This window comes from Acinetobacter sp. SM34 (assembly GCF_022012365.1).
Classification (GTDB): Bacteria; Pseudomonadota; Gammaproteobacteria; order Pseudomonadales; family Moraxellaceae; genus Acinetobacter.
The window spans coordinates 83,174-108,926 of record NZ_JAKLTP010000011.1; the positions used below are offsets into that span (position 1 = coordinate 83,174).

The 25,753-nt window shown below is 42.6% G+C and carries 26 protein-coding genes and 1 pseudogene; 18 read left to right on the forward strand and 9 right to left on the reverse strand.

The window, feature by feature from the left end:
- Positions 1-253: 253 nt before the first annotated feature.
- Together lpxL and LZZ98_RS10580 are read right to left on the reverse strand one after the other, a co-directional pair.
- The gene (lpxL, locus tag LZZ98_RS10575) at positions 254-1,189 is read right to left on the reverse strand and encodes an LpxL/LpxP family Kdo(2)-lipid IV(A) lauroyl/palmitoleoyl acyltransferase (RefSeq protein WP_237787817.1); all 936 of its coding nucleotides are present in this window, start codon (positions 1,187-1,189) and stop codon (positions 254-256) included.
- 106 nt (positions 1,190-1,295) lie between these two features.
- Positions 1,296-3,203, reverse strand: a complete 1,908-nt coding sequence (locus LZZ98_RS10580) for an ATP-binding cassette domain-containing protein (RefSeq protein WP_237787818.1) — start codon at positions 3,201-3,203, stop codon at positions 1,296-1,298.
- A gap of 33 nt (positions 3,204-3,236) precedes the next feature.
- On the opposite strand from LZZ98_RS10580, the gene LZZ98_RS10585 reads away from it, so the two are divergent.
- The 13 genes and pseudogenes from LZZ98_RS10585 (at position 3,237) to LZZ98_RS10645 (ending at position 15,622) form a co-directional block, all read left to right on the forward strand.
- Entirely contained in the window at positions 3,237-3,482 is a 246-nt protein-coding gene (locus LZZ98_RS10585; protein WP_086173994.1) for a SlyX family protein, read from the forward strand.
- A 222-nt stretch (positions 3,483-3,704) separates the two neighbouring features.
- Positions 3,705-4,703: a hypothetical protein gene (locus LZZ98_RS10590; protein WP_237787819.1), complete on the forward strand. Its 999-nt coding sequence runs from the start codon at positions 3,705-3,707 to the stop codon at positions 4,701-4,703.
- A 70-nt stretch (positions 4,704-4,773) separates the two neighbouring features.
- Positions 4,774-5,223 (forward strand): ammonium transporter, encoded by a 450-nt coding sequence (locus tag LZZ98_RS10595; protein WP_086173992.1) that lies wholly within the window; start codon positions 4,774-4,776, stop codon positions 5,221-5,223.
- A gap of 37 nt (positions 5,224-5,260) precedes the next feature.
- Entirely contained in the window at positions 5,261-7,900 is a 2,640-nt protein-coding gene (gene topA, locus LZZ98_RS10600; protein WP_237787820.1) for a type I DNA topoisomerase, read from the forward strand.
- A gap of 94 nt (positions 7,901-7,994) precedes the next feature.
- Positions 7,995-8,975: an NYN domain-containing protein gene (locus LZZ98_RS10605; RefSeq protein ID WP_237787821.1), complete on the forward strand. Its 981-nt coding sequence runs from the start codon at positions 7,995-7,997 to the stop codon at positions 8,973-8,975.
- Between the two features lie 31 nt (positions 8,976-9,006).
- On the forward strand, positions 9,007-9,765 hold the full coding sequence (locus LZZ98_RS10610) for a hypothetical protein (RefSeq protein ID WP_237787822.1): 759 nt from the start codon (positions 9,007-9,009) through the stop codon (positions 9,763-9,765).
- A gap of 133 nt (positions 9,766-9,898) precedes the next feature.
- Positions 9,899-10,471, forward strand: a complete 573-nt coding sequence (locus LZZ98_RS10615; protein WP_237787823.1) for an HdeD family acid-resistance protein — start codon at positions 9,899-9,901, stop codon at positions 10,469-10,471.
- A 79-nt stretch (positions 10,472-10,550) separates the two neighbouring features.
- Complete coding sequence (locus LZZ98_RS10620) at positions 10,551-11,726, forward strand: glycerate kinase family protein (RefSeq protein ID WP_237787824.1); 1,176 nt, start codon at positions 10,551-10,553, stop codon at positions 11,724-11,726.
- A 205-nt stretch (positions 11,727-11,931) separates the two neighbouring features.
- Positions 11,932-13,923 carry an ATP-dependent helicase gene (locus tag LZZ98_RS10625; protein ID WP_237787825.1) on the forward strand — a complete coding sequence of 664 codons (1,992 nt, stop codon included), beginning with the start codon at positions 11,932-11,934 and terminating at the stop codon, positions 13,921-13,923.
- 79 nt (positions 13,924-14,002) lie between these two features.
- Positions 14,003-14,257, forward strand: coding sequence for an RNA recognition motif domain-containing protein (locus tag LZZ98_RS10630; protein ID WP_166169179.1), 255 nt, complete (start codon positions 14,003-14,005; stop codon positions 14,255-14,257).
- 40 nt (positions 14,258-14,297) lie between these two features.
- Positions 14,298-14,660 (forward strand): annotated as a pseudogene (locus LZZ98_RS10635) (ASCH domain-containing protein).
- 72 nt (positions 14,661-14,732) lie between these two features.
- Positions 14,733-15,236 carry a DUF6586 family protein gene (locus LZZ98_RS10640; RefSeq protein ID WP_237787826.1) on the forward strand — a complete coding sequence of 168 codons (504 nt, stop codon included), beginning with the start codon at positions 14,733-14,735 and terminating at the stop codon, positions 15,234-15,236.
- Positions 15,237-15,343: 107 nt separating this feature from the next.
- On the forward strand, positions 15,344-15,622 hold the full coding sequence (locus LZZ98_RS10645; RefSeq protein ID WP_237787827.1) for a hypothetical protein: 279 nt from the start codon (positions 15,344-15,346) through the stop codon (positions 15,620-15,622).
- Between the two features lie 66 nt (positions 15,623-15,688).
- Here LZZ98_RS10645 and LZZ98_RS10650 read toward each other — a convergent pair whose 3' ends face one another.
- The 4 genes from LZZ98_RS10650 to LZZ98_RS10665 all read right to left on the reverse strand — a co-directional run bounded on the left by LZZ98_RS10650 (position 15,689) and on the right by LZZ98_RS10665 (position 19,573).
- The gene (locus LZZ98_RS10650; protein ID WP_237787828.1) at positions 15,689-17,407 is read right to left on the reverse strand and encodes a cation:proton antiporter; all 1,719 of its coding nucleotides are present in this window, start codon (positions 17,405-17,407) and stop codon (positions 15,689-15,691) included.
- Positions 17,408-17,557: 150 nt separating this feature from the next.
- On the reverse strand, positions 17,558-17,713 hold the full coding sequence (gene rpmG / locus LZZ98_RS10655; protein WP_001205031.1) for a 50S ribosomal protein L33: 156 nt from the start codon (positions 17,711-17,713) through the stop codon (positions 17,558-17,560).
- Between the two features lie 12 nt (positions 17,714-17,725).
- On the reverse strand, positions 17,726-17,962 hold the full coding sequence (rpmB, locus tag LZZ98_RS10660; RefSeq protein WP_000048256.1) for a 50S ribosomal protein L28: 237 nt from the start codon (positions 17,960-17,962) through the stop codon (positions 17,726-17,728).
- A 162-nt stretch (positions 17,963-18,124) separates the two neighbouring features.
- Complete coding sequence (locus LZZ98_RS10665; RefSeq protein ID WP_237787829.1) at positions 18,125-19,573, reverse strand: coniferyl aldehyde dehydrogenase; 1,449 nt, start codon at positions 19,571-19,573, stop codon at positions 18,125-18,127.
- Between the two features lie 116 nt (positions 19,574-19,689).
- Here LZZ98_RS10665 and LZZ98_RS10670 point away from each other — a divergent pair, with 116 nt between their 5' ends.
- From LZZ98_RS10670 to LZZ98_RS10690, 5 genes are all read left to right on the forward strand, one after another.
- Positions 19,690-20,391, forward strand: coding sequence for a TetR/AcrR family transcriptional regulator (locus LZZ98_RS10670; RefSeq protein ID WP_237787830.1), 702 nt, complete (start codon positions 19,690-19,692; stop codon positions 20,389-20,391).
- A 78-nt stretch (positions 20,392-20,469) separates the two neighbouring features.
- Complete coding sequence (gene purU, locus LZZ98_RS10675) at positions 20,470-21,336, forward strand: formyltetrahydrofolate deformylase (RefSeq protein ID WP_237787831.1); 867 nt, start codon at positions 20,470-20,472, stop codon at positions 21,334-21,336.
- A 211-nt stretch (positions 21,337-21,547) separates the two neighbouring features.
- Entirely contained in the window at positions 21,548-22,342 is a 795-nt protein-coding gene (locus LZZ98_RS10680) for an energy transducer TonB (protein WP_237787832.1), read from the forward strand.
- 20 nt (positions 22,343-22,362) lie between these two features.
- Positions 22,363-22,983, forward strand: coding sequence for a MotA/TolQ/ExbB proton channel family protein (locus tag LZZ98_RS10685; protein WP_237787833.1), 621 nt, complete (start codon positions 22,363-22,365; stop codon positions 22,981-22,983).
- Positions 22,983-23,387: an ExbD/TolR family protein gene (locus LZZ98_RS10690; protein WP_086173977.1), complete on the forward strand. Its 405-nt coding sequence runs from the start codon at positions 22,983-22,985 to the stop codon at positions 23,385-23,387. The genes LZZ98_RS10685 and LZZ98_RS10690 overlap by 1 nt, the downstream gene beginning before the upstream one ends.
- Before the next feature lie 72 nt (positions 23,388-23,459).
- Here LZZ98_RS10690 and msrA read toward each other — a convergent pair whose 3' ends face one another.
- The 3 genes from msrA to LZZ98_RS10705 form a co-directional block, all read right to left on the reverse strand.
- On the reverse strand, positions 23,460-23,984 hold the full coding sequence (gene msrA, locus LZZ98_RS10695; RefSeq protein WP_086173976.1) for a peptide-methionine (S)-S-oxide reductase MsrA: 525 nt from the start codon (positions 23,982-23,984) through the stop codon (positions 23,460-23,462).
- A 115-nt stretch (positions 23,985-24,099) separates the two neighbouring features.
- The gene (locus tag LZZ98_RS10700; RefSeq protein WP_237787834.1) at positions 24,100-24,561 is read right to left on the reverse strand and encodes an META domain-containing protein; all 462 of its coding nucleotides are present in this window, start codon (positions 24,559-24,561) and stop codon (positions 24,100-24,102) included.
- Positions 24,562-24,669: 108 nt separating this feature from the next.
- Complete coding sequence (locus tag LZZ98_RS10705; RefSeq protein WP_237787835.1) at positions 24,670-25,725, reverse strand: Lnb N-terminal periplasmic domain-containing protein; 1,056 nt, start codon at positions 25,723-25,725, stop codon at positions 24,670-24,672.
- Between the last annotated feature and the right edge of the window lie 28 nt (positions 25,726-25,753).

The window sequence follows — 25,753 nt, forward strand, 5'->3', positions numbered from 1 at the left end:
TGCCTTATATGTTCATAAAAGATGAATAATTCACAGGTACATCATCATCTTAAACAATAAATTATTATTCGGAATTTACTATCATGATAGCGACATGGATTTCGCTGTGTTACAAGGATGTAACATCAGCGTAACAATGGATTTTTGCTTACTTTTTATCCCTGAAAAGTAAGGTATGCCTATTCGAAAGTATTTGAATATCACCTTAAATAGAGGCAGTGTTCACTGCCAATTTAAAATCATTGCCTCTATATTAATAGATTTCCTCAAAGCCTTCAGGGCGGGTTTTAAAGCGACGGTGGAACCACATATATTGGGTTGGGGCAATACGTAGCTGATTTTCAATAATCCGATTGACGCGTGTAGCATCATCCACTTCATCTTCGCTCGGCAGATTTTCTACGGGAGCTTCAATCAATACTTTATATCGGGGATTGGCAATATCACCATCACGATAGAAATACAGCGGAATTGCGGCAGCTTTAGTCATTTTAATCAAACGACGATGTGCGGTCATCGTTGCAGCAGGCACACCAAAAAAGGGTGCCATCACGCCTTGTTTTAGGCCATAGTCCTGGTCAGGACTGTACCAAATGGCACGACCATTTTTTAAATGACGAATTAAACCACGCATATCATCATGATCAATCTGGTGGGTATAAATGGTGGCACGACAGCGGTAAATCAGCATATCCAGCAGTGGATTATTCTGCGGTCGATAGACCACATCAGGCTCAAAATACTGGGCGCAAAGGTAGCCACCAGCATCCAGCAAAGTAGAATGGGTGCCTAACAATAAAACCCCTTTGCCTTCTGCTTGTGCTTTTTGGAGATGTTCCAGACCTTCAATACTGACACGACCCTTAAACCACTGTGGACAGTACCAGGCATTCAGAGTTTCAAAAATACCAATCATCTGGTCGACAAAAACTTGTCGGGCATTGTCCTGAACCTGTTTAGCTGTCCATTCTGGAAAACAGAGTTCTAAGTTTCGAATCGCGGTTTTACGGCGTGATTTCAGCTGATTGAATGCCAGATTACCAATAAAGGTTGCTAAGCGGTGCTGAATGGCCCACGGTAAAATCGCCAAAATCATCAGGAACACAATTCCAATCCAGATACCCCAATATTGAGGTAGCAGGAAAGACCATTGGAATTTTCCGGGTTGGTAATCTGGCTTTTTACTCATAGTGACCATTTTGAACAAAAGTTTTTTGCAAGTGTAACATGAAGTTATTTTTTAAATAAAAAAGCACCCATAAGGTTAATTACAGGTGCCCGTAGGATCAATCAGATCAATTGCCGTTAACAAGATTTTCTAATTCTTCCCAACGTTCTAATTTTTCCAGTAACAGCTCATCAATTTCAGTTAAGCGATTGGAAAGTTTCATCGCTTGATCGGCATCTGAAATAAACAAAGAGCCATCTGCAAGTTGAGCATTAATTTCAGCTTGCTCTTTTTCCAGCGCTTCCATTTCAGCCGGAAGCTGCTCTAAAGCACGCTGATCTTTATAGCTGAGTTTCACTTTTTTCGGTGCTGCTGCGGCAGCCGCTGCTTCAGCTTTGGCCAAGGCTTTTTTCACATCACTTTTTTGATCAACAGCAGTTTGATCGGGACGTTGTTCCAGATAATCCTGATAACCACCGATGTATTCATCGATATTGCCTTTACCATCAAACACCCAAGTCGATGTGACCACATTGTCCATAAATGCACGGTCATGCGAGATTAAAAGTAATGTGCCGGTATAACCACCCAGCATTTCTTCTAATAGCTCAAGCGTCACCATATCCAGGTCGTTGGTTGGCTCATCCATTACGATAAGGTTCGATGGTTTAAGTAACAGTTTTGCCAATAGAATACGGTTACGTTCACCACCAGACAAGGCTTTTACTGGAGTACGCGCACGTTCAGGCGAGAACAGGAAATCTTGTAGATAGCTGTAGATATGACGACGGCCACCGTTGACATCGACAAAGTCCGAACCTTCAGACACGTTATCTTTAACCGATTTCTCTAAATCAAGTGCATTACGCAGTTGGTCGAAATAGGCAATTTCCAGCTGGGTTCCGGTTTTGACCGAACCACCGTGTTCAATTTCACCTAAAATAGCTTTGATTAGCGTGGTTTTACCGACCCCGTTATCACCAACCAGGCCAATACGGTCGCCACGAAGTACTAAAGCAGAGAAATCTTTGATGATTGGAGCATTGTCACCGAAGGTCACACTTAAGTGTTCGATATCGAACACCAATTTACCCGAACGGTTGGCATCTTGCGTTGCCATGCTGACTTTGCCTTGTTGCGAGCGACGTGCTTTTGATTCTTCACGCAATGCTTTTAATGCACGTACACGGCCTTCGTTACGGGTACGACGGGCTTTAATCCCTTGGCGAATCCAGACTTCTTCTTCCGCTAAACGTTTGTCGAATAAAGCATTTTGCTTTTCTTCTGCTTCCATTTGCTGCGCTTTAAGGTCAAGGTAACGTGAATAGTTACCTTCATAGCTACGCAAAGTACCACGATCCAACTCGACAATACGGGTAGCAATGCTGTCGACAAATGAACGGTCATGCGAAATAAATAATAAGGTTAAATTATTTTGATCGAGCAGGAATTTTTCCAGCCATTCAATGCTTTCAACGTCCAGATGGTTGGTCGGTTCGTCGAGTAGTAAAACATCGGGTTGCATCAGCAATGCACGAGCAAGCAGTACACGACGTTTACGACCACCAGATAAATCGGCTAAATCGACATCCGGATCTAGACCCATTTTACTTAAAATGGAATTCACTTTATTTTCTAAAGCCCAGCCATCCAGCTGATCCATTTTATGTTGCAAGTGACCCATACGGTCGCAAGCTTCCATATCACCGAGTACACAGGCATTACTGGCTTCATGATATGCTTTTAATACTTCTGCGGCTTCACCTGCACCATCGGCGACAATGTCAGCGACTTTACCTGAATCCATCGGTACATCCTGAGCCAGCATGGAGATGGTGATACCATTTTGTAAAGAAACTTCACCACGGTCGGGTAGCAAGCTTCCCTCAATGAGTTTAAGTAAAGTAGACTTACCCTCACCGTTGCGGCCGATTAAACAGACTCGTTCACCGCGTTCCAAAGTGAAGTTCGCGCCGTCGAGCAGGGAAGGTCCACCAAACGCAAGTTGGACATCCCTTAAAGTAATATAGGCCATACTGTTTCCTGAAATCCCCAATGAGGACTTAAAATGACTAAACAAAAAAATCTTAATGATCAGGCGTCATTTTCCGCACCCATAGAAGATTTGCAAGTCCGAATTACATTTTTAGATGATTTAGTTGAACAATTAAATGAACAAGTGACGCGTCAACATATTGAAATTGAAGATTTAAAGAAACAAATGCGGTTATTGTATCAACGTGTGGAATCGGCAGATTTATCCGAAGGCATTGCTGCCTTTGACCCGATGACCAACCGGCCACCGCATTATTGAGCTCAATCAATCTGTGCATTAAAGCCCTGGTATATACCCGGGCTTTTTGTTTAAAGAAGGATTGAACTTTTTCTACTCTTTGACATTAGCCTTTAAAAGCAAGGCACTCAGGCTGAGTGAGGGTGTTGAATAAAAATTCAAAAGTACAAAAATATTTGACCTTTGCCATAGTTACCGTTCTAATGCACCGCATCTGCCTAGCTGAACTGTCTATTCGAAGATATGAATCATAAAGTCGTTCTTCTTGATCTTGAAAATAATATGCCGACTGCACAATTGTTGCGTAATATCATTCAACATTATGCGGTGGTTTATCTATTTAATTGCCAAGGAAAATTTGAATATTCTCTTGAAGATTTAACTGAATTTTCAGGCTGGGTCAGCAGTGGGCAAGTGGTTATTCTGGAAACTGCGGAAGTAGAGCATAAAGAGTTTGAATATGCGGTTGTGGTCGGGCAGCTGATGGCACTGTTAGAAGAGGATACTTCTATTGAACTGATCTCGGCTATGCCAAGTAGTGAAATGCTGCTGGAAATGATGCAGTCTTCAAATCTGGACTGTAGCCTGATTCACATTCAGCCAGAAGAATCCTCGCAAAATTCAAAATATAAAATCCCCAGTACTGAAACCATCAGGCAAAAACCTGATTTGCTCTTGATTAAAAAATACTGTGATACTTTAGGGAAAATGAAGGGTAAACCGAATACGCTTGAGAAACTGAAAAACTCAATCAGCAATATTTTGCAGGTGGAGGATAATCAGGCACAGCAACTGACTGGTTTATTGATTAATCTCAAAATTGTGAAACGTTACGACGAGCAGATCAGCTTCCGTAAAAAACTGCTTAAACAATGGATGCAACTGGATTTAGATCAGGAGGCCTCTGTAGAAAAAGCACCCAACCTTTCCTCCATTTTGACGGATTTATCTGCTGAATCTTCCCAGCAGGACGAGTCAGCGCCGGCAAATAGTCTTTATCAGGCACAAAAAGAGTTATTTAAAAACTTTTCTAAAATTGATCCTGTTCAGGTGATTGTGGCGCAAAAATTACGCGAATTAAAATCCGATAAACCCAAAGACATTTATGCCTTGCGTGATTTACTGGAGCAGATGTTCCCTAAATCGGATGTGCGATTGTTACTTAAAGAATTGATTGAGAAGGGATATATTTACTGCAATGGCAGTGAAGTACTGTATAGTCATGAGATGTTCTTGAATTAATTTCATCGCTGTAACTTGCGTTTTATATTCAGCTTATGCAACTCTAATAAAGGAATAAAAAGGTTGTACTATGGAAAATACCGGAATTTGGATTACAGTCTTCATCGTACTTTTTGTGCTGGGCTCAATTTTTGGACTTCGTGTCAGTCCAAGAGAGAAAGCTTTAGGCTTGATGCGTGAAAGAGCGCGCAAGATGGCTTTGCATCCACGATTAGTTGCGGCTCCCGATTGGACTAAAATTCCAATGGCAACTGAGAACCGTGCCAGTATGGTTGCCTATTACAGTGTTTTAATTCCTGATGCCAGACTGCCACTGATGCGTGCACGTGTAGAAGATCAAAAGCTGAAACTTGTGCAGGGTGATGAGAAGTTTAACGATTTGCCCATTGCATTAAAGGGCATTTATGCTATTGATATGCAGGCAAACTGTGTAGGACTCTATTGGGATGAAGAATCAGACCTTCGAGCAACACAGTTAGAAGACATCAAAACATATTTACAGTCTCTGGCTGAATTTTAATTTATAGACCTCTTTAAAACAGGAATGATGGTTAACTATGGCGAACGCTCCTCGGTCAACATCCAAAATCACCACAGCAAAATCACCGAGTGCTGCGAAAAAACGTGCCTTAGTGATTGTGGAATCGCCTGCAAAAGCGAAAACAATCAATAAATATCTAGGTTCTGATTACATCGTAAAATCATCGGTGGGTCATGTGCGTGACTTGCCGACAGGTGGATCTAAAAGTACAGAAAAAAAGCCTGTATCACGTGCCAAACTCAGCGATGAGCAAAAGGCTGAAAAAGCACAAACGGCTTTGGTTAATCGTATGGGGGTTGACCCTGAACACGATTGGAAAGCTCACTATGAAGTGCTTCCTGGCAAAGAACATGTGGTTGCTGAACTGAAAAAACTGGCATCGCAGGTCGATGAAGTCTATCTCGCAACGGATATGGACCGTGAAGGGGAAGCCATTGCCTGGCATTTAAAAGAAGTCATTGGTGGCGATGATTCACGTTACCAGCGTGTGGTGTTTAACGAAATTACCAAAAATGCCATTCAGGAAGCATTTAAACATCCCTCACGTCTAGATATCGACAAGGTCAATGCCCAACAAGCCCGTCGTTTCCTTGACCGTGTTGTGGGCTTTATGATCTCGCCACTGCTTTGGGAAAAAATTGCCCGTGGTTTATCAGCAGGTCGTGTTCAGTCGGTTGCGGTAAAACTGGTGGTGGAGCGCGAACGTGAAATCCGTGCCTTCATTCCTGAAGAATACTGGCAAGTTTTTGCTGACACCCAATCTAAAAAAGATGACATTCGTTTAGAAGCAGTCAAACAAGGTGGTAAAACCTTAAAACTGCAAAATAAGGCACAAACGGATGCTTTATTAAAAGTCTTGAATGATGCCGAATATAAAGTCTCGACGCGTGAAGATAAACCGACCAAGGTTAATCCAAGCGCACCTTATATCACATCGACCTTGCAACAGGCCGCAAGTACCCGTTTAGGCTTTTCTGTAAAGAAAACCATGACGATGGCACAGCGTCTGTATGAAGCAGGTTTTATTACTTATATGCGTACTGACTCAACATTCTTAAGTGATGATGCAGTCAATATGGTTCGTAATCACATTGAACTTGAGTTCGGTGAAAAGTACCTACCTGTCAAGCCAAACCGTTATGGTAATAAAGCAGGCGCGCAAGAAGCCCATGAAGCGATTCGTCCATCCAATGTTTCCCTTAAAGGGGATCAGTTGGTCGGTGTCGATCGTGATGCACAGCGCTTATATGATCTGATTTGGCGTCAGTTTGTTGCATGTCAGATGACACCGGCAGAATACCTGTCTTCTACCATTTTAGTTGATGCCAATGGCGTGGAACTTAAGGCCAAAGGTCGTACTTTAGTTTTTGACGGTTTTACCAAAGTTCGCGGTGCAAACAAAGCCGATGATGATATTTTGCTACCAGCAGTTAAAGTCGGTGAAGTACTTAAACTTGAGAAACTTGATCCATCTCAACACTTTACCAAGCCACCGGCTCGTTTTACCGAAGCTTCATTGGTTAAAGAACTAGAGAAAAAAGGCATCGGTCGTCCATCAACTTATGCGGCTATTATTTCAACCATTCAAGATCGTGGTTATGTAAAGCTCGACAATCGTCGTCTGTATGCCGAGAAGATGGGTGAAATCGTGACGGATCGTCTCGATGAAAACTTTAACAATCTGATGAATTACGCTTTTACCGCGGATCTTGAAGGTCAGCTTGATAAAGTGGCTGATGGACAGCGTAACTGGAAAGAATTGCTCGATAATTTCTACGGCGACTTTAAAAAACGCTTGACCACGGCACAAGGTGAAAGCGGCATGCGCCGTAACCTGCCTGTAGAAGTGGAAGCCGTACATTGCCCAGAATGTTCACGTCCGATGCAGATTCGTACCGGAACAACAGGTGTATTCTTGGGGTGTTCGGGCTATAACTTGCCGCCTAAAGAACGTTGCAAAGGTACGCTGAATTTAACCCCTGTAGAATCTTTGGCAGCACTTTCTGATGATGATTCAGCAGAAACCGCAGACTTGATGTCGAAAAAACGTTGCCCGATTTGTGAAACGGCAATGGACAGCTATGTGATTGATGGCGGTCGTAAATTGCATATCTGTGGTAATAACCCGGATTGTACCGGTTTTGAACTCGAAGAAGGTGAGTTCAAAATTAAGGGATATGATGGCCCAACCATTCCATGCGATAAATGTGATGGTGAAATGCAGTTGAAGACCGGCCGTTTTGGACCTTACTTTGCCTGTACCAGCTGTGACAATACCCGTAAAGTGTTAAAGAGCGGTCAGCCTGCACCTCCACGTGTTGATCCAATTAAGATGGAACACTTGCGTTCTACCAAGCATGACGACTTCTTTGTCCTTCGTGATGGTGCGGCAGGTTTATTCCTGGCAGCCAGTAAATTCCCGAAAGTCCGTGAAACGCGTGCCCCTAAAGTTGCTGAACTGCGTACTGTGGCCGATCAGCTTGATCCAAAATATCAGTTTATTCTGGAAGCGCCCGATGTCGATCCTGAAGGGAATCCGACTTTGGTGAAATTCAGCCGTAAGAACCAGTCTCAATATATTGGTTCGGAAAATGCTGAAGGCAAGCAAACCAAGTGGAGCCTGGTATTCCAGGATGGGAAATGGGTTGAAGCTTAAGTTTTAAGTTCTGAAAAATGCTGACGAAGGTCGGCATTTTTTATGCCACAATAATTTATATAACAACTCAATCAAATATTTAATTAGGCTAAAAGTGGAAATTCAAACAAAAAAGTTTGCAGTATTAATCGATGCAGATAATTCATCAATTAACGCCATTTCATCTGTACTTGAAGAAGTCGCTAAATATGGAATTGCAAGTGTAAAAAGAGTGTATGGAGATTGGAGTAGTGAAGCGTTAAAAAAATGGAGAGATGTTCTACTACCACATGCAATAACTCCTGTTCAGCAATTTGCTTATACAAAAGGCAAAGATACAACAGATATGATCTTAATTATTGATGCTATGGATTTACTGTATGCAGGTGCATTAGACGGTTTTTGTATTGTATCAAGTGATAGTGATTTTACTCCTTTAGCTTCACGTATTCGTGAAAATGGTTTGATAGTTTATGGATTTGGGAGGAAAACAACGCCAGAACTATTTAAAAAAGCATGTGATAAATTTATTTCAGTAGAAAATTTGAGTTTTGAAGAAAAAGAGGAAATTAAACAAAATTCAATAATTAAAAAAGAGAATGAGCTGAAAGACTCAATAAAAATTGAATTAAATGATAAAGAGTTTATTAAGCAACAAATAGATAAGGCTACTTTAAATTTAATATATAAGGCTGTTAAAGATAATTCAGATGATAGTGGTTGGGCATATCTTGGTTTAGTAGGAACATATATAAATACAGTAAAACCTGATTTTGATACACGAAATTATGGTCATGATAAGTTATCTGGTTTAATAAAAGCATTAGATGTGTTTGAGACGAAAATGCAAGGTAGCCAAATGTATTTACGGAAAAGTAGTTTTAGTACTTTTATCAAATTAGTACAAAAGGCAATTAACCAGTATGTGGATAAAAATAATTGGGCTGATATAGAAGATGTTATTTCTTGTTTAAAGAAATCTGATCTAAATATACGAAATTATGAAGAGGCAATTGAATCAATTCATAGTGGTTGGATAGAGGTTAAACAAATTAAAAATAAAAAATTTGTTCGCATACTCAAAGAGATGCAATAACGAATATTTAAAATTTAGAAGTGGTCTTTTCATGTGGAAAAACATTCGGATACTGTGCTTGCTCATCGTGCTATTGATTGTTGCAGTCAATGCCTATCGTGACCAAAACCAGGACTGGTCGAAACCTATTATTGTTAAGTTGCATCCCATCAATGCAGATGGGCGGTCGGCAACTCAAAATTATATCCAATCGCTTCATCTGGCTGAGTTGACTGGCGCTCAAGAATATTTACAGCAGATGTCGGTACAATATCGTGGACAACCGATTGCGCTGTATTTTCAACTGGGACGTGAGCTTAAGCGAGTACCTCCTAAAGTGCCTGAGCATGCAACACTGATTGATACCATTTTATGGAGTTTAAAATTCCGTTTTTATGCCTGGAAACAGCATGAAAGTGCTGACGGTTCCCCTAGTGTGACCCTGTATTTAAATTATTATGATCCCGAACAAATTAAAGAATTAAAACATTCTACTGCCTTGCAAAAAGGCCGGATTGCTTCGGTGAATTTATTTGCATCGAAAAAGCAGTCAGAACAAAACAAGATTGTACTGGTGCATGAGTTATTACATGCCTTTGGTGCAAGTGATAAATATGATTTAGCGACAGGGCAGCCAATTTATCCGCTGGGTTATGCTTATCCAAACCAGCAACCTTTATTCCCTCAAGCCAAGGCTGAGCTGATGGCGGGGCATATTCCGCTATCTGAACAAAAAAGCAAAATGCCAGATCGCTTGGAGCAGACTTTAATCAACGAAATTACCGCAATCGAGCTGGGTTGGAAAAAATAGCACTGTGAATAATGTTGTTTTTATCCACAGTTAAGCAGGTGGTTGTGGATAAAAATGCATCTAAATAACAGACTTTTGCACTGAAATCGGATACAACTAAAGGTATTCCTCAGCAAAAGACTTGAGAAAAAACATGAGAACAGTAGGAAATGACTTAGTCCGACATCAGCTGCATGAAAATCGAAAGTGGTATTTGGGTTTGGGTATTTTGCTCACACTGTTTGGCATTGTGCTGCTTGCATCTTTGCCTTTTGCCACGCTTTCTGTGGTGTTCCTGTTTGGCATATTGATGATGATTGGCGGTGTGCTGCACTTTATTGCAGCTTTTAAAATTTTTGAAGGTGGCGCTCGCTGGTTATGGGCATTGTTTGGTGTGCTGTATCTTGTTGCCGGATATTATGCCTTTAGCACCCCGGTAAAAACTGCCATTGTATTGACCAATTTGCTGGCGATTGTGCTAATTGTGGCAGGTGCCATCCGGGTGATGAGTGCCTTTATTTTTAAAGCCTATCAAGGTTGGGGATGGATATTATTTTCCGGCCTGCTGACCCTGATTACAGGCATCATTATTTTAATGTCACCGGATGCATCCTTCTGGGTATTGGGACTGTTTCTTGCTATAGATATTTTGTTCCAGGGAATTAATTATTTGACTTTAGCGTCGTATATCAAACGTGAAGTACCGCAAAGTTCGGCAGATGTATAATAGTGAAGTGGGAGAAAAGGGCGCGTAGAGCGCTCTTTTTTATTGTATAAAGATTTTTTCATTTCACTTGTTAAAGATTATGCCTAAAACTTTTGTGCTTGCTCCCGACTCATTTAAAGAAAGTATGACCGCTGAACAGGCTTGTCAGGCCATGCAACGCGGCATCCAGAAAGTTTTTACAGATGCACATTTTATTCATGTACCTATGGCGGATGGCGGCGAGGGTACTGTGGATGCTTTGATTGCTGCACAGGGCGGACAAAAAGTTGAGTGTGAGGTGACTGGTCCATTAGCCTCACAAAAAATCCACACTTACTTCGGCCTTGTGGATGAGGGAAAAACAGCCATTATCGAAATGGCCAAAGCCAATGGCATCCATCTTTTAGAACCCGTTCAGCGTAATCCTTTGCTCACCACGACTTTGGGTACAGGGGAAATGATTAAGACAGCCCTGGATTTAGGCATATCCAAAATTATTATCGGTTTAGGCGGTAGTGTCACCAATGATGCCGGTGTGGGCATGGTGCAGGCTTTGGGTGCGAAATTCCTCGATGCAGCAGAATGCGATGTTGTTGTAGGTGGTGGTCAGCTTGACCAGATTAAAAAGATTGATCTTTCCGGTTTGGATGCGCGTTTAGCACAAACAGAAATCATCATTGCCAGTGATGTGAATAATCCTTTATGTGGTGCAAATGGTGCATCCTATGTTTTTGGCCCGCAGAAAGGGGCTACGCCTGAAATGGTGAAAATTCTGGATAATAACTTAAATTATTTTGCTGATTTGATTGAGCAGCAACTTGGAATGGATTGTCGAGAGATTGCGGGAGCAGGTGCAGCAGGTGGCTTAGGCTTCGGTTTGATGGTGTTTGCAGGGGCAAAGATTCAATCTGGAGTAGAACTGATGATTGAGCAGACTCATCTGGTGGGAAAAATTGCCCAAGCCGATTATGTACTGACCGGTGAAGGTAAAATTGATTTCCAGACCAAGTTCGGTAAAACACCGTTTGGTGTGGCACAAGTAGCAAAGCGATTGAATAAGCCTGTGATTGCTTTTGCGGGTATGGTTGGTGAGGGAATAGAAGAGCTTTATGAGGAAGGTTTTACTCAGATTATAGGGATTAATCCAACAGATTGTGACTTGGAGGATGCATTAAAAAATGCGGAAAGGCATTTGGAAACTACGGCAATGAACATTGCTTTAGAGATTATTAATAATTTGGATACAGCCCCATTTGGCGTACAGAAGACGGAATGATTTTTGTTACTTTTCAAGGATGAAAAGTAACAAAAATCCTTTGTTGAACTGATTCAACATCCATGTTTCACAGTTCAACAGGCGACATGGATGTCGCCTTTCCGGATGGCAGAATATAGGGATAGATTCAATTTTTAAGTAGATCAATCTCAGATTTATGGCCAGCTCTGTTAAACTATTCGTCTACCTAGCACGATGAGACACCATGAGTTTAGCCACCCTGATCAATGAATTAAACCCGCAACAAAAACAGGCTGCCACGACTGAATCAAAGCACAGTCTGGTACTTGCAGGGGCAGGTTGTGGCAAAACCAAAACCATTGTGGCTCGGGCAGCCTATCTGATCGATCAGGGCGTTCCAGCGAATCAGATTCAGATTCTGACCTTTACCCGTCGTTCCGCCAGTGAAATTGTGGCACGGGTCGAATTAGCTTTGGGTGAGCAGGCCAAAGGTTTACGCGCATCCACTTTTCATACTTTTTGCATGTATTTGCTGCGCCGTATTCCCAAAGCTTTTGGTCTGGAACAGTTTTCGATTATCGACCGTGATGATCAGCTGATGATGTTCCGTTTAATTCGTGGCAAGGATGACAAGAAAAATCCAAATGCACTGCCCAAGCCGCAGCAGCTGTGTGACCTGTATTCCTTTGCCCGCAATACTCGACAAAAACTCAGCATTTCTTTAGAAAAACAGCATCCGGAATTTCTGGAATATAAGGATCAAATCGCTGAAATCATGAAAGAGTACGAGGCGCGAAAACGTGCACGCAGCTTTCTGGATTATGATGATATCTTGGCGGTAGTGGCTTCTGCACTGGCGCAGTCAGAGGGGCTCACCGATTATGTGGCCTCGATTTGCCAGCATATGCTGGTCGATGAAATGCAGGATACCAATCCCTTGCAATGGGCTTTGCTGGAACCTTTAAAAGATAAAGTCAGTCTGTTCTGTGTGGGAGATGATGCCCAGTCCATTTACGGTTTCCGTGGCGCAGACTTTGAAAATATCCATCATTTCAAGGAACGGGTGCCAGACGCGAAAATTTTTAAACTGGAACAGAATTATCGTTCTACTCAGGAAATTCTGGACTTGTCGAATTGGCTGCTGGATCAAAGCCCAATTCAGTATGACAAACGTCTGGATGCGCATCGTGGAGAGGGCATTAAACCCAAACTGCATATTTTCCCGAACGAGTTTGATGAAGCCAAGTGGATTGCCATCGATATCAAAGAACGGCATTTTCTGGAAGGCACGCCATGGCATGATCATATGGTGCTAGTTCGTTCCAGTTTTGCCGCACGTCACATCGAAGCGGCATTTATTCAGGCCAATGTACCGTACCGTTTTATTGGCGGCATGAAGCTTCTGGAAACTGCGCATGTTAAAGATCTGCTCAGTTTGTTGCGGGTGATTGCCAATCCTCTGGATGATATTGCCTGGATGCGTTTCCTGACTTTATGGAATGGCGTGGGTGATGTCGGGGCAAGCAAGCTGGCACAGCAGTTATTGCAGCAGCCCGATCAGGATCTGATTTTCGAGAAACTGGAAAAATTTGGCCGGATTCCCGAAAAAACACTGCTAATCATGAAGCAGATGACTGTGTTAAAAGATCAGGTGCAGGCCTGTGTGACTTTGGGTATAGAAGCCCTGCTGGAGCAGCTGGAAGAAAATTACGCCAAGAAAGACTGGTCGAAACGCATGGGTGATTTTGATCTGGTCAAACAGCTGGCCACCAAACAGGATCAGCTGAGTGAGTTTCTAGAAGAATATGTGCTCGATCCGGTATCGATCAGTGAAATTGAACGCCAGTCTGAAGATGATGTGGTCACCCTGATTACCATTCACTCGGCCAAGGGTACTGAACAGAAGATTTGCTATGTGGCGAATGTTTCTGCCGGACAGTATCCGCATGCCCGGGCGCAAGGCAATTTTGACGAAGTGGAAGAAGAGCGCCGTGTGTTATATGTGGCTTTAACCCGTGCCAAAAATGAACTGATTTTAACCAAGCAGAATCTGAATCTGTGGGCGTGGGATCAGGTGGATGAACAGGGACGAAAAATTGAAAGTTATTTCTTCAATGATTTAACCCGCAACCTCTGTACCACTGAAACCCATTACAAACAGCGTCAGCAAACCGTGAAAAGTGCCTTAATTGAACGGCAATCGATTAATTTAGATTTTGGTATCGATCTCGATTAAACTATCCCGATATATTGAAGTGCAAAAAGTAAGTAGGCGAGTGCTTTTTGGTTTTTTTAGCCTATTTAAAGGTCATCAGATGAAAATTTTAGTCCGTAATTTAGAACGTACAGTGACAGAAGCTGAATTACTTGAGTTGTTCAAGCAATACGGCACAGTAGAGTCATGCACTTTGGTTTTAGATGCTGCAACCGGTAAATCAAAAGGTTTTGCTTTTGTAGAAATGCCGCATGGTCGTGAAGCAGTCAAAGCGATTAAGGGCTTAAATACTTTACGTTTGCATGGACAGGGTATTCGTGTCAAACAGGCTGAAGACAAGCCAGCAGCAGAATAAACAATAAAAGGAGCGATGCTCCTTTTTTTATGGATAAAAAATGCAACGGAATTTTGCTGCACTTTCAATCGTTATACCGGCTGGACAGCGCATTGCTCAAGGGCAAAAGCGACTGGAAATACGCTCATGGCAACCTGAACAGTTACCCTTAAAAGATTTGGTGATTGTGGAAAATAAAAACTACCTGAGCAAAGCAGGGGATGAAGAAGCAGGCATGGCTGTGGCAATTGTAGATATTAAAGCCGTTCTTCCCTAGCCTAAAGATGAAGTTGAAGCGGCGAGCGCTACATACTAGGCAGCGGGATATTGGGCCTGGGAGATCAGCAATGTGCGTCCTATTGATCCGCCCATTGCAGTGCAGGAAAAGCGCAAAATCTATTTCATTGAAATGGATCATGCATAATTTTTATTGTAATTTCTCTGAAAGACCGTTTAATCTTAACGGTGTAATCACGCCAAAACTTAGGAAATCACCATGTCTCGTGTTGCTCGCTTTCATGCCGATCGTACCAATCAGAAACTGTATTTTGCACGTCTTGCATGTCAACAAGCGGAACAAACCGACCATATTCAGCAAGCTCAGGCACATCGTGAAGCGGCGGTATTTCATTTGCATGGTGCAGTATTGGCATTTTTGCAGGAACTGGTTCGTTATTATCGGTTAAATGACTTTGCTCCGACCTTGAAATCGATTGAAGAACATATGGCAGAAAAAGGGCAGATTTCGCCTGAAGTGACTATGATGCAGCAGTTGGCGAAACAGGGTTTTATTGCCGAGCTAAAACGTGCCTACCGTATGTGTCAATATGCACCGGAACCGAGTGCTCCAGAACCTGAAGATGAAACATCTTCCAACCTGATTATTAAAGTGACTCAAACGCCTCAAGCCTGGCTGCCGGATACCAAGATTCTTCGTGAATGGCATCGTGACCTGACCCAGTTAATTGACGGGTTTCGTAATGAGATGGTTGAATTTTAAACTTTAGCACCGGTACTCTTGAAGTTTCTGTCATCGACCTTATATAAATAGTCTAAGCAATGCAAAGCGCAACAGCCCTTTGCCACCATGTTGAACATGGAGGATATATGTCTATAGAACATTTGAAAGAATTATTTGGTAATCAAGAAGCGATTTTAGAACTTGTTCAACTTGAAGGTGGTGAGTTGGCATTGCGAAATGCAGGCTCTGAAAAAGAACCACTGGTCAAAATTCAGTTTAATGATGAAGTCAAAGCGTTACTTGGTGATCAAACGCCAGTGATTGCCCAGCATATGGTGCAAGCTGCCTTGTTTGCAATGATGGAAAAGCAGGTCAACGAATGGCAGGCCGAAATTGTTGATGAACAACCCCTGTATATGAGTTAACTCTCTGTAAATGTAAAAAAGCGCACCGATGTGCGCTTTTTTATGGGCGGTTCATTCACACATCAGTTAGTGGGTGGGCGCCTGATGATGAGCCAGCTGGATTTGATTTAAAATATGATTGGTCATATTTTTCGCCATTTCTTCTTTGGCAAAATAAACTTCACCAATATTTTCACGACGAATCACTTCAGCTTCCTCCTTGCTTTCGGCACAAACCAACACCTGAATCTGTGGATTCAATGTTTTGGCAATGTCGACAATTTTATGAATATCCAAAATATCCATTGGAGAAAGCACCAGAAGGCGCGCATGTTGTATATGCGCCTGAATGAGTACACCGGCTTCGGTCGCATGACCAGATACAGCGGCAATGCCTTTGGCACGTAAACTTTCAACGATCTCACGATTTTCTTCGGCAATCACCACTTTAATATCTTGCTTCATTAAAGCTTTGGTAATGCGACGACCGACTTCACCATGACCGACAATCACCACTTGGTCACGTAAGTACTCTTGAGAAACCTCATCGGGCAACATGGACAGCGGGTCACCACTACGTTCAAGCAGGCGCGCCAAATGCGAGCGTTCACGAATCCAGTTTTGTACCGGTTCAATGGCAGAGAAGATGAATGAATTAAGCGTAATCGAGATGAGTGCACCAGCTAAAATCAGATTTTGTCCCTCTAAAGACAATAGATGTAGTGAAACTCCTAAGGTTGCCAAAATAAAGGAAAACTCACCAATTTGTGCAAGGCTTGCACCGACTGTTAAAGCGGTATTAATTGGATAACGGAAGAACAGTACTAGTGCCATTGCCGCGATGGTCTTGCCAATCATAATAATGGCCACCACGGCAAGCACATGCCACGGTTGCTGCACTAAAATCATCGGATCAAAAAGCATTCCCACTGACACAAAGAATAAGATGGAGAAAATTTCACGTAAAGGTAAGGTTTCTTCTTCTGCTCGGTGGCTGAAATCGGATTCTTTCACCACCATCCCGGCAAAGAATGCCCCCAGTGCCATGGAAACCCCAAATATTTTATAGGCACCAAAGGCAATGGAGACTGCAGCTGCCACTACGGTTAGGGTAAACAGCTCACGTGATCCCAAGCGTGCCACGACCTGCATAATCCATGGCACCAGACGTTTGCCAACAATCAGCATAAAGGCAATAAAGCCCGCCACTTTTAATAACGTGACAGCTAAAGTCATCCAGATATTGGCATTGGGGTCTGAGCCGGCAATTGCTGTTCCCCCCAGTAAAACGGCTGTAGCCGGAAGCAGTACCAAGGCTAGTACCATGACTAGATCTTCAACCAATAACCAGCCTACGGCAATTTTACCATTCACAGAGTTGATCAGACCCCGGTCTCCCAAGGCTTTAAGTAGGACTACCGTACTGGCACAGGACAGGCTTAGACCAAAAACCAGTGCCGAGCCAAAGTTCCAGCCCCATATCATGGAAACGCCTATGCCCAGTAAGGTGGCTACTGCAATTTGCAGCACTGCACCTGGTAAGGCAATACGCCGTACCTGCATCAGGTCGCTTAGGGAAAAGTGCATCCCGACACCAAACATCAGGAACATGACCCCAAGTTCAGCCAGCTGGTTGGCAAGGTGAATATCGCCCACAATACCTGGCGTATTCGGGCTAATCACAATACCCGCAACTAAATAGCCAATCAGGGGAGGAAGACGAATACGTGCAGCAATATAGCCAAAAATAAGCGCCAGTCCAAAGCCAACGGCTAATAATATGATGAGATCTACGTCATGAGGCACTAAAAACTCCTTAAGCTTGAGCCAAAGTTAAGGGTAAAAAAGAATAAGCACAAAAAATGCCAAAAAAGAATGCCTAGAAGTGTAACAAGCCGAATAAAAAAAATGCAAAAAAAAACGACCCAGAGGGCCGCTTTTTTTAAGAAGTCAAAATTATTTAATTTTAGCTTCTTTGAAGATTACGTGTTGACGGATTTTTGGATCAAATTTTTTGATTTCCATTTTTTCCGGCATAGTACGTTTGTTCTTAGTCGTAGTATAGAAATAACCTGTACCAGCTGAAGAAACTAGACGAATTTTATCACGCATTGTACTGACTCCTTAGATCTTTTGACCTTGAGCACGAAGATCAGCAACAACCTTTTCAATGCCCAATTTGTCGATAATACGCATACCTTTTGTGGTTAAACGAAGACGTACGAAACGTTTTTCGCTTTCTAACCAGAAACGGTGGTGATGCAGGTTCGGCTCGAACCGGCGTTTGGTTTTGTTATTGGCGTGCGAGACGTTGTTGCCAACGACTGGACGCTTGCCGGTAACTTGGCAAACCTTAGACATGGTGAACTCCATTGCTAGACAGCACCGATTGTGCGGCTAGTCATTAAAAGTAAACGGATGAAATCATTCAAGGGGCGTTTTATACCAAAAATACGCTTAAAAGACAAGCGAATTTAAGAAAAACGTGGCATGATCAGGTGTGATAGATCATGCCTTGATCAGTTATCGAAGAAGGGTCTTGGAAATCAGTTTGTGAATCGGCTTATTAAACGGTGGGAGAATGAATTTTAAGCTATACAGCTTTGGATTAGACATCACTGACCGTTCATGCGACAAACTGAAGAAACCTTCTGGACCATGATATTTGCCCATTCCTGAAGCACCGACTCCACCAAAAGGTAAGTCATCCTGTGCTACATGGGTCAACACCATATTCTGCCCGAAATGCCCTGAATGAGTATGCTGTGCGACATAGTCGGCACGAGCTTGATCAAAGTCGAAATAGTATAATGCAAGAGGACGAGGACGGCTATTAATAAAGTCAATAACATCGTCAATTTGATCATATTCTAGAATAGGAAGGATTGGGCCAAAGATCTCTTCCTTCATAATGCGCATTTCAGTCGTAACGCCAGTCACTAGAGTCGGTGCAATTTTCCGAACTTTGCTTAAATCTTCATGTGCCGGATTTAACTCAATAATTTTAGCGCCTTGCGTGCGTGCATCTTCCAGATAACCTTGCAGGCGGTTGTATTGTTTGTCATTAATAATGGAAGTGTAATCCTGATTGTATTGAATACTTGGATACATCTCTTCTACGCAGGCTTTAAAGTGGTCAATAAATTCGGCAGTTCTTCCTTTAGGCAGAAACATATAGTCAGGAGCCACACAGGTCTGACCTGAATTCCAGAGTTTACCCGCAGCCAGGCGCTGTGCCACATCTTCTAAATCAATAGAAGGATGAACCAGTACCGGTGATTTTCCACCCAGCTCTAGAATCACAGGTACCAAGTTTTCTGAAGCTGCTGCCATGACCGTTTTACCAATTTCGGTTGAACCGGTAAAAATAATTTTATCGAAGGCTAAATGGCTAAACGCATCGGAAACTGGGCCGCCCCCATTGATAACAGCCACAAGTTCAGTTGGAAATGCTTCGCCTAATGCTTTTTCCAGCGCACGGCCAAAATGGCTGGAAGCACTGGAGATCTTGATCATGGCATGGTTGCCGGCCGCAATTGCACAAATTAATGGACCAACCGACAACAATAAAGGATAGTTCCATGGGGCAATAATACCGACTACACCCAAAGGTTGATATTGAACCCAGGCTTTTGCCGGCTGATGGATAATTCCAACATGACGTTTCGATGGTTTCATCCAATTGGTCAAATGCTTGCTATAATACTTAATCTGTTCAAGACAGGTGAGTAATTCACCGATTTTGGTTTCGCTAATAGAACGGTTACCATAGTCTTGATTAATTGCTTCGGCAAATTGATCTTGATATTTAACTAAGATACGCTTTAGACGTGCTAAACGATCAATCCGTTCTTTTGCCGATGGTAAGGGATAACGTAGATAGGCATGCTTTTGCTGTGCTAGCACGTCGTGTAAGTGCTGAATATTAAACGAATGTGGTGTCATTGAAGTTGTTTTTGTCTGACTGTTCATGACCTGCTACCATTAAATAAAAAGCGATTAATTTAATTTTTAGAGTAAAAGCTCTAAATAGTCAAGTTACTTTATGTGTTAGCTCGCTAACCTATTGAATGAATGGTTACTTTAGGATGTCTCACTCCAAAACGGTGAAAACCAAAGAACGTATTTTGCAACTCAGCTTACAGTTATTTAATGAGCGCGGTGAGCGTTCAGTAACAACCAATCATATTGCAGCTGAACTAAATATGAGTCCGGGTAATTTGTATTACCATTTTCGCAATAAAAACGAAATTATCAAAGAGCTGATGGAGCAGTACCAAAGCGAAACTTTGGAGATGCTGGCTCTGCCTGATGATCGTGCGCTTGATGCCAACGATAAAATTCGTTATTTTCAGGTGCTGAGCAGCCAGCTTTGGGCCTATCGTTTTCTGCATCGTGATGTTTATCATTTGGTTGAAAATAATGAAGATTTTAGAAAAATGTATCCACGCTTTGCCGGACAGGTGATGCAGCAGGGGCAAAAAATCTATAAAGCTTTCGTGAATGCGGGCTTAATGGAAATGACAGATTCAGAAATTGAAGCCCTGATTATTAACTTGTGGATTGTTTTGACCAACTGGACCAACTTCCTGTATATGTCAGGTCATATTACCGATTCGAACCATCTGGAAGAAAAATGGGTGTGGCAGGCATTACGTCAAATGGTATTTCTGGAAGGGGCTTATCTGCGTGGTGAAAGCCGTCAAACTTATGAACATTTACTTGAAACGCTCGGCCCTTCAGAGCTTTTTGAAAGTTTATCGTCCAGTAAAAAACATGATGCAGGCTAGCCTATTTAGAAAGCCTAAAAAAAGCGTTAGAATACTCGGCTTGTTTTTCAATTTAACTGATTAGTGATATTAACCAACATGAATATGTCCACTGCTAACACGGCACGTTTACTGATTACTTGTGAAGATAAACCAGGTATCGTGCAAGCTGTTTCGAGCTTTTTGTATCATCAGGGAGCAAATATTACCGCACTTGATCAATACGCGACTGAAGCTCAGGGCGGACGTTATTTCATGCGTGTTGAATTTGAACTGGACAATTTGCAAAGCCGTAAAGAAAGTTTAACCCAGACTTTTGCCAGCAATGTAGCCGAGCGCTATAACATGCACTGGCGTTTGGCACTGGTTAGTGATGTGAAAAAAGTCGGAATTCTGGTTTCTAAAGTGGATCATGCCTTGCTTGAATTGTTATGGCGCCATGCGCGCGGCGGATTACCGTGCGAAATCACCAAGGTGGTATCGAATCATGACACCTTGCGTGAAGCGGTAGAAAACTTTGGCATTCCATTTGAAGTTGTTCCGGTCAATAAAGAAAACAAACGTGAAGCCTATAGCCAGATTGATGAAATCATGCAGGGTAACGATTTACTGATCCTCGCGCGTTACATGCAGATTTTGGACGAAGAATTCGTGCAAAAGTGGGAAATGAAAATCATCAATATCCACCATTCATTCTTGCCAGCCTTTGTCGGTGCCAATCCCTATAAACAGGCCTATGACAAAGGGGTGAAACTGATTGGTGCAACAGCGCATTATGTGACTGCTGACCTCGATCAGGGCCCGATCATTGAACAGGATGTAGAACGTGTCAATCACGATTTTACCGTAGAGCAGTTGCGTGAACTTGGACAAGATGTGGAGCGAAATGTTTTGGCTCGTGCAGTAAGATGGCATCTGGAAGACCGTATTATTGTCGATGGCAATAAAACCGTTGTTTTCCAATAAGTATTGTTATAACTATCAATTTAAAAGGCATGTTTTAGGCATGCCTTTTTTGTTTTTGATTCAAAAAACTCATCAAAACTGGCATTTTAATAGTTGCAAATGAAAACACTTCTCATTTATTATTGGCGTGCTTTTAATTGTACTAACCGATGAGCCTGATTGCTTAAGTCTTAATTGATCAACAATCGCTTAAATTAGGTAACTGATTTTAATGAGTCAATCTTCCGCTCTAAATATGCAAACTCCCAATCCGATGAAAAAGAAAATTATTACGGCGCTTATTGCTGTTGTGGTCGGTCACATGGGTGTGTTGTGGGCGGTCGGACAAATAAAAACACCAGAATTGAAGCCGATTGAAAAAGAACCCTTAAAAGTCCGCTTCGTTAAAATTCAACAACCCCCTAAACCTATTCCACCTAAGCCAAAAGCTGAACCTAAAAAAGAGCAGCCGAAGCCTAAGCCGGTAAAAGAAGTTAAAATTGTCGAAAAACAGCTTCCGCCACCGCCGAAAAAGGTAGAAAAGGTTCAACAGGTTAAAAAGGCAGAAACAGCAAAACCGGTGATCAAACCGGTTGAAGCACCGCCTAAACCTACAGTAACAACAACAGTTTCTGAAACCAGAGTGGTGAAACCTGCACCGGTAACTCCACCACCCGTACCGGTTACACCGCCGGCGCCAGTCGCACCACCATCGCCACCTGCACCGCCAGCTCCGAAAAATGTTGTGATTGGTTCAGGCGTGGAATGGAGCCGTTCGCCGAAGCCGTCCTATAGCAACAGCGATTTGGAAGGTCAAACGCGTACTGCCATGGTTTATATTGAAGCGAATGAAAAAGGGGTGATTACCTCGGCGCGCATGGTAAGTTCGACGGGTGTTCCTGCTTTAGATGAAAAGATTTTACGCTCAGTGCGTAGTTCCAAATTCAAACCGTACAAAGAAAATGGCGTGGCTTATCCAATCAAGGCTAACCTGCCATTAAAATTGACCTTGAATCCACGCGGCTAACATTTATTAGGAGTTCGAGTATGAACTTTTCAGTTTATTGGCAACATGCTGATGCAGTGAGTAAAACACTGTATTTCGTGTTATTGGCAATGTCGATTGCGACATGGACCATTTTCGTCTTACGTGTAATGGGGACTCGCCAACTGAAGCAACAGGCTTATGCTCAACTTTCTCAGGCCTTAAGCAAGTTAAAAGCAAAATTTGCGCCTTTAAATTTTGAGCAACGTAAAGCCGTAGCAGAACAGGCTTTGTTGCGTCAAATTTCAGCTGAAAAAGCCCATGCAGAAAAAGGCGTGGCAGTGCTGGGTACTATTGCTTCACTGGCACCGTTTGTGGGTTTGTTTGGTACGGTTTGGGGTATTTTTCACGCGCTGGTTGCGGTAGGTAAGAGCGGTCAGGCAGGCTTGGCTCAAGTAGCAACACCAGTAGGTGAAGCCTTGATTATGACCGGTCTGGGTTTGGCGGTAGCGATTCCTGCAGTATTGGCTTATAACATTTGTACCCGTGTGAACCGTGGTTTGTCACATGAACTACAAGACCAGGCACACAGTTTGTTGATTGATACCATGTTGCAACAAGACAGTTCAGCTCAGGTAGCATCTAAAGCAACAACAAATAATTTGGTTGGAGGTCAAGCTTAATGGGCTTTCAATTGGGCGAAGACAACGATGTAGGTATGAATGAGATGAACCTCATTCCACTGATCGATATTATGTTGGTATTGATGATCATCTTCCTGGTGACAGCAACCGTTGCTAACCCATCAATTCCATTAACCTTGCCAAAAACCACGGCGGAAATTACCGAACCGCCACCGAAGGCCATCACCATCAGTATTAATGCCAAGGGTGAAGTGGCCTGGAATGATCAGGTGATTAGCCTTGAAGAACTGCAAACCCGTTTTAATGAAGCAGGGCAGGCGGAACGTAAACCAACTGTTCAACTTCGTGCAGATAAAGAATCACGCTATGACACCGTTGCACAAGTGATGTCACGTGCGAGCGAAGCCGGGCTCAGTGATATTGCCTTTATGAGTGATAACTAATTTGTGTCTAGTCTTAAAAAAGCGACCTTGAGGGTCGCTTTTTTTATGTTTGATCGCAGCTGAAAAGAGCATTTATTCAGATTTAAGCAAGTCTTGAAACTTGCTGCGTAATTTCATCAATTTCGGTGGAATGGAAAAATTACAGTAGCCTTGTGCAGGGTTTCGGGCAAAGAAATTCTGATGATATTCTTCCGCCGGGTAGAACTTCGGTGCAGGGCTGAGTTCAGTCACAATATTCAGGCCTTCAGCTTTTAAATGCTCAATCGCTTGCTCTGCCTGCTGTTGCTGTTCAGCATTAAAATAATAAATCACGGAACGGTATTGGGTGCCAATATCATTGCCTTGACGGTTGAGTGTGGTTGGATCATGCGTGGCAAAAAACACATCCAAAAGCTGGGCAAAGCTGATTTGGGTTTCGTCATAATCAATCAAAATGACTTCTGCATGGTGGGTGTCGCCACGACAAATATCATCATAACTTGGGTGTTCTGTATGGCCGCCGGCGTAACCGCTGACCACTTTTTCCACCCCTTTTAGCTGTAAAAATATGGCTTCGACACACCAGAAGCATCCACCACCCAATAATGCCTGTTGCATAACTTTATCCTGTATTTGTTTATTGTTTTTAATATAGGGGCTTTCTATGAAGCTAAAATGTATTTAAACATTTTAAACACAAAAGCCTGAGCTTTCAGGCTTTTATTTGAACAATTTAACGTGGTTGCACCGGGCTGGTAAATTGCAGTACTACATTGCCGTGACGATCAAGCAGTTTAAGGGTTTTGCCAAAAACCTGATAGTTGGCGACTTTTGCCAAAGCTGCATTAAATTGTTCAGACAGGTTGTTATTGTCCAGACAGGCCATTTTGGTGCCTGCTATTTGACTGAGTACCAGGGTATCTCGACCCGCTTCATAGCTGCCCATAATACGGTTACAACCATCGATACCACTGATCCGTTTGCTTGCTGCATCAAATTGTAAGCTTGGAATATTACGGGCGGTTGCTACTGTCTTGATTTCAGTATTGCCAATATAGGTGACAATCCAGGTACGATTTTGTAGTTGCACCAAGTTCGCCGCCTCAATATTAGAAGCGGCATTTGGTGTGGTTTGACAAGCTGTCAAAGCAATTGCAGCGCCCAGTATGCCTACAGCAAAGAATTTTTTTAACATATTGGATTCTCATTCTTGATTTAATCTATGGTCTATATAAACAAAAAAACAGTCTTTTCACTAGGGTTAAATCTATGTTTTATCTATTTTTACTTTTTTAAATTCAGCTCATTTGTCCGGTATTGGTTTGGGTACGCCCTGACGAATCAGGGTCGAATACTGGCTACTGGAAAGATGTTTCAAATGGCTCACGCGAGGGTTGATATAAGCAATGTCGTACCACTGTTTCATGCTTAAGTCATGTGAAATGGCGTTCAAGTCATAAAGATAATTGGGTAAATAGCCTGAAGCCAGCAGGCGGTAATCTGTGGGTAAAGGTCTTTTAGATATCGCCCGGATCATGTCAAACACCAGCGTGGTACAGTTACTGGTCAGGCTGTTATACCATTTGGGCTGGTGGTTTAATTCATTGGCTTTACGCAGATATTCTTCAAACAGGGCACGTATTTCGCTTTTCGTCATATTCACCGGGAAGAAATAGACGTGTTCGCCACGAATATTGCTGCGGGTATAGATCAGGTCCTGTTCATCTGCCGCAATCAGGCTGAGTTCGTATTTTCTAAAAAAACCGCCATAGGTGGAAAATTCTTCATTTTTTTGTTTACGAATTTCAATCGAAAAGGTCAGGGGTTTGCTATTGGCAAAATCAAAGCTGACTAGGGTATGGGCAATCCGTGGCCCCATCCAATATGAAGTAATGATATTGACACCGGTGATCTGGTTTAAATCAAAATGCCGAGTTTCCCAGCGCTCATCATAACTGCCATCAGCATGCCAGTTAAAATGACGCACGTTGTGTAAGGTCACTTGATCGCCCTGCTGCTGATAAGTCAGCACTTGGGCTACTTCAGGATTCCAGTCACGATCCTGCCTGGCTTCCAGAGCAAAATACCAGAATAAGCCGATGAGAAAAAACACAACATAGATCAGGACATCAGTTTGACGGTTAAACCAATGCTGGCTGATATAGATGCCGAGAATGCTTAAAGCAAAGGCAATCCAGATTCCAATCAATACGCGGGTCATTAACCAGCCCAGTGGTTCCTGAAACCACAAGGCCAGACACAGCCAAATAGAGGACATAATAACGAAAAGACTGAACACGGTATGGAATAGCACCATGCCCAAAGCAAGAAGGAATTCTCTTGTTCCAATATTATGCATATTTGACTGTTATCTATAATTATTGCCT

Coding starts and splice junctions, on each gene's coding strand:
- lpxL (WP_237787817.1), bottom strand. CDS start 1,189: ATGAGTAAAAAGCCAGATTACCAACCCGGAAAATTCCAATGGTCTTTC.
- LZZ98_RS10580 (WP_237787818.1), bottom strand. CDS start 3,203: ATGGCCTATATTACTTTAAGGGATGTCCAACTTGCGTTTGGTGGACCT.
- LZZ98_RS10585 (WP_086173994.1), top strand. CDS start 3,237: ATGACTAAACAAAAAAATCTTAATGATCAGGCGTCATTTTCCGCACCC.
- LZZ98_RS10590 (WP_237787819.1), top strand. CDS start 3,705: ATGAATCATAAAGTCGTTCTTCTTGATCTTGAAAATAATATGCCGACT.
- LZZ98_RS10595 (WP_086173992.1), top strand. CDS start 4,774: ATGGAAAATACCGGAATTTGGATTACAGTCTTCATCGTACTTTTTGTG.
- topA (WP_237787820.1), top strand. CDS start 5,261: ATGGCGAACGCTCCTCGGTCAACATCCAAAATCACCACAGCAAAATCA.
- LZZ98_RS10610 (WP_237787822.1), top strand. CDS start 9,007: ATGTGGAAAAACATTCGGATACTGTGCTTGCTCATCGTGCTATTGATT.
- LZZ98_RS10615 (WP_237787823.1), top strand. CDS start 9,899: ATGAGAACAGTAGGAAATGACTTAGTCCGACATCAGCTGCATGAAAAT.
- LZZ98_RS10620 (WP_237787824.1), top strand. CDS start 10,551: ATGCCTAAAACTTTTGTGCTTGCTCCCGACTCATTTAAAGAAAGTATG.
- LZZ98_RS10625 (WP_237787825.1), top strand. CDS start 11,932: ATGAGTTTAGCCACCCTGATCAATGAATTAAACCCGCAACAAAAACAG.
- LZZ98_RS10630 (WP_166169179.1), top strand. CDS start 14,003: ATGAAAATTTTAGTCCGTAATTTAGAACGTACAGTGACAGAAGCTGAA.
- LZZ98_RS10640 (WP_237787826.1), top strand. CDS start 14,733: ATGTCTCGTGTTGCTCGCTTTCATGCCGATCGTACCAATCAGAAACTG.
- LZZ98_RS10645 (WP_237787827.1), top strand. CDS start 15,344: ATGTCTATAGAACATTTGAAAGAATTATTTGGTAATCAAGAAGCGATT.
- rpmG (WP_001205031.1), bottom strand. CDS start 17,713: ATGCGTGATAAAATTCGTCTAGTTTCTTCAGCTGGTACAGGTTATTTC.
- rpmB (WP_000048256.1), bottom strand. CDS start 17,962: ATGTCTAAGGTTTGCCAAGTTACCGGCAAGCGTCCAGTCGTTGGCAAC.
- LZZ98_RS10665 (WP_237787829.1), bottom strand. CDS start 19,573: ATGAACAGTCAGACAAAAACAACTTCAATGACACCACATTCGTTTAAT.
- LZZ98_RS10670 (WP_237787830.1), top strand. CDS start 19,690: ATGTCTCACTCCAAAACGGTGAAAACCAAAGAACGTATTTTGCAACTC.
- purU (WP_237787831.1), top strand. CDS start 20,470: ATGAATATGTCCACTGCTAACACGGCACGTTTACTGATTACTTGTGAA.
- LZZ98_RS10680 (WP_237787832.1), top strand. CDS start 21,548: ATGAGTCAATCTTCCGCTCTAAATATGCAAACTCCCAATCCGATGAAA.
- LZZ98_RS10685 (WP_237787833.1), top strand. CDS start 22,363: ATGAACTTTTCAGTTTATTGGCAACATGCTGATGCAGTGAGTAAAACA.
- LZZ98_RS10690 (WP_086173977.1), top strand. CDS start 22,983: ATGGGCTTTCAATTGGGCGAAGACAACGATGTAGGTATGAATGAGATG.
- msrA (WP_086173976.1), bottom strand. CDS start 23,984: ATGCAACAGGCATTATTGGGTGGTGGATGCTTCTGGTGTGTCGAAGCC.
- LZZ98_RS10700 (WP_237787834.1), bottom strand. CDS start 24,561: ATGTTAAAAAAATTCTTTGCTGTAGGCATACTGGGCGCTGCAATTGCT.
- LZZ98_RS10705 (WP_237787835.1), bottom strand. CDS start 25,725: ATGCATAATATTGGAACAAGAGAATTCCTTCTTGCTTTGGGCATGGTG.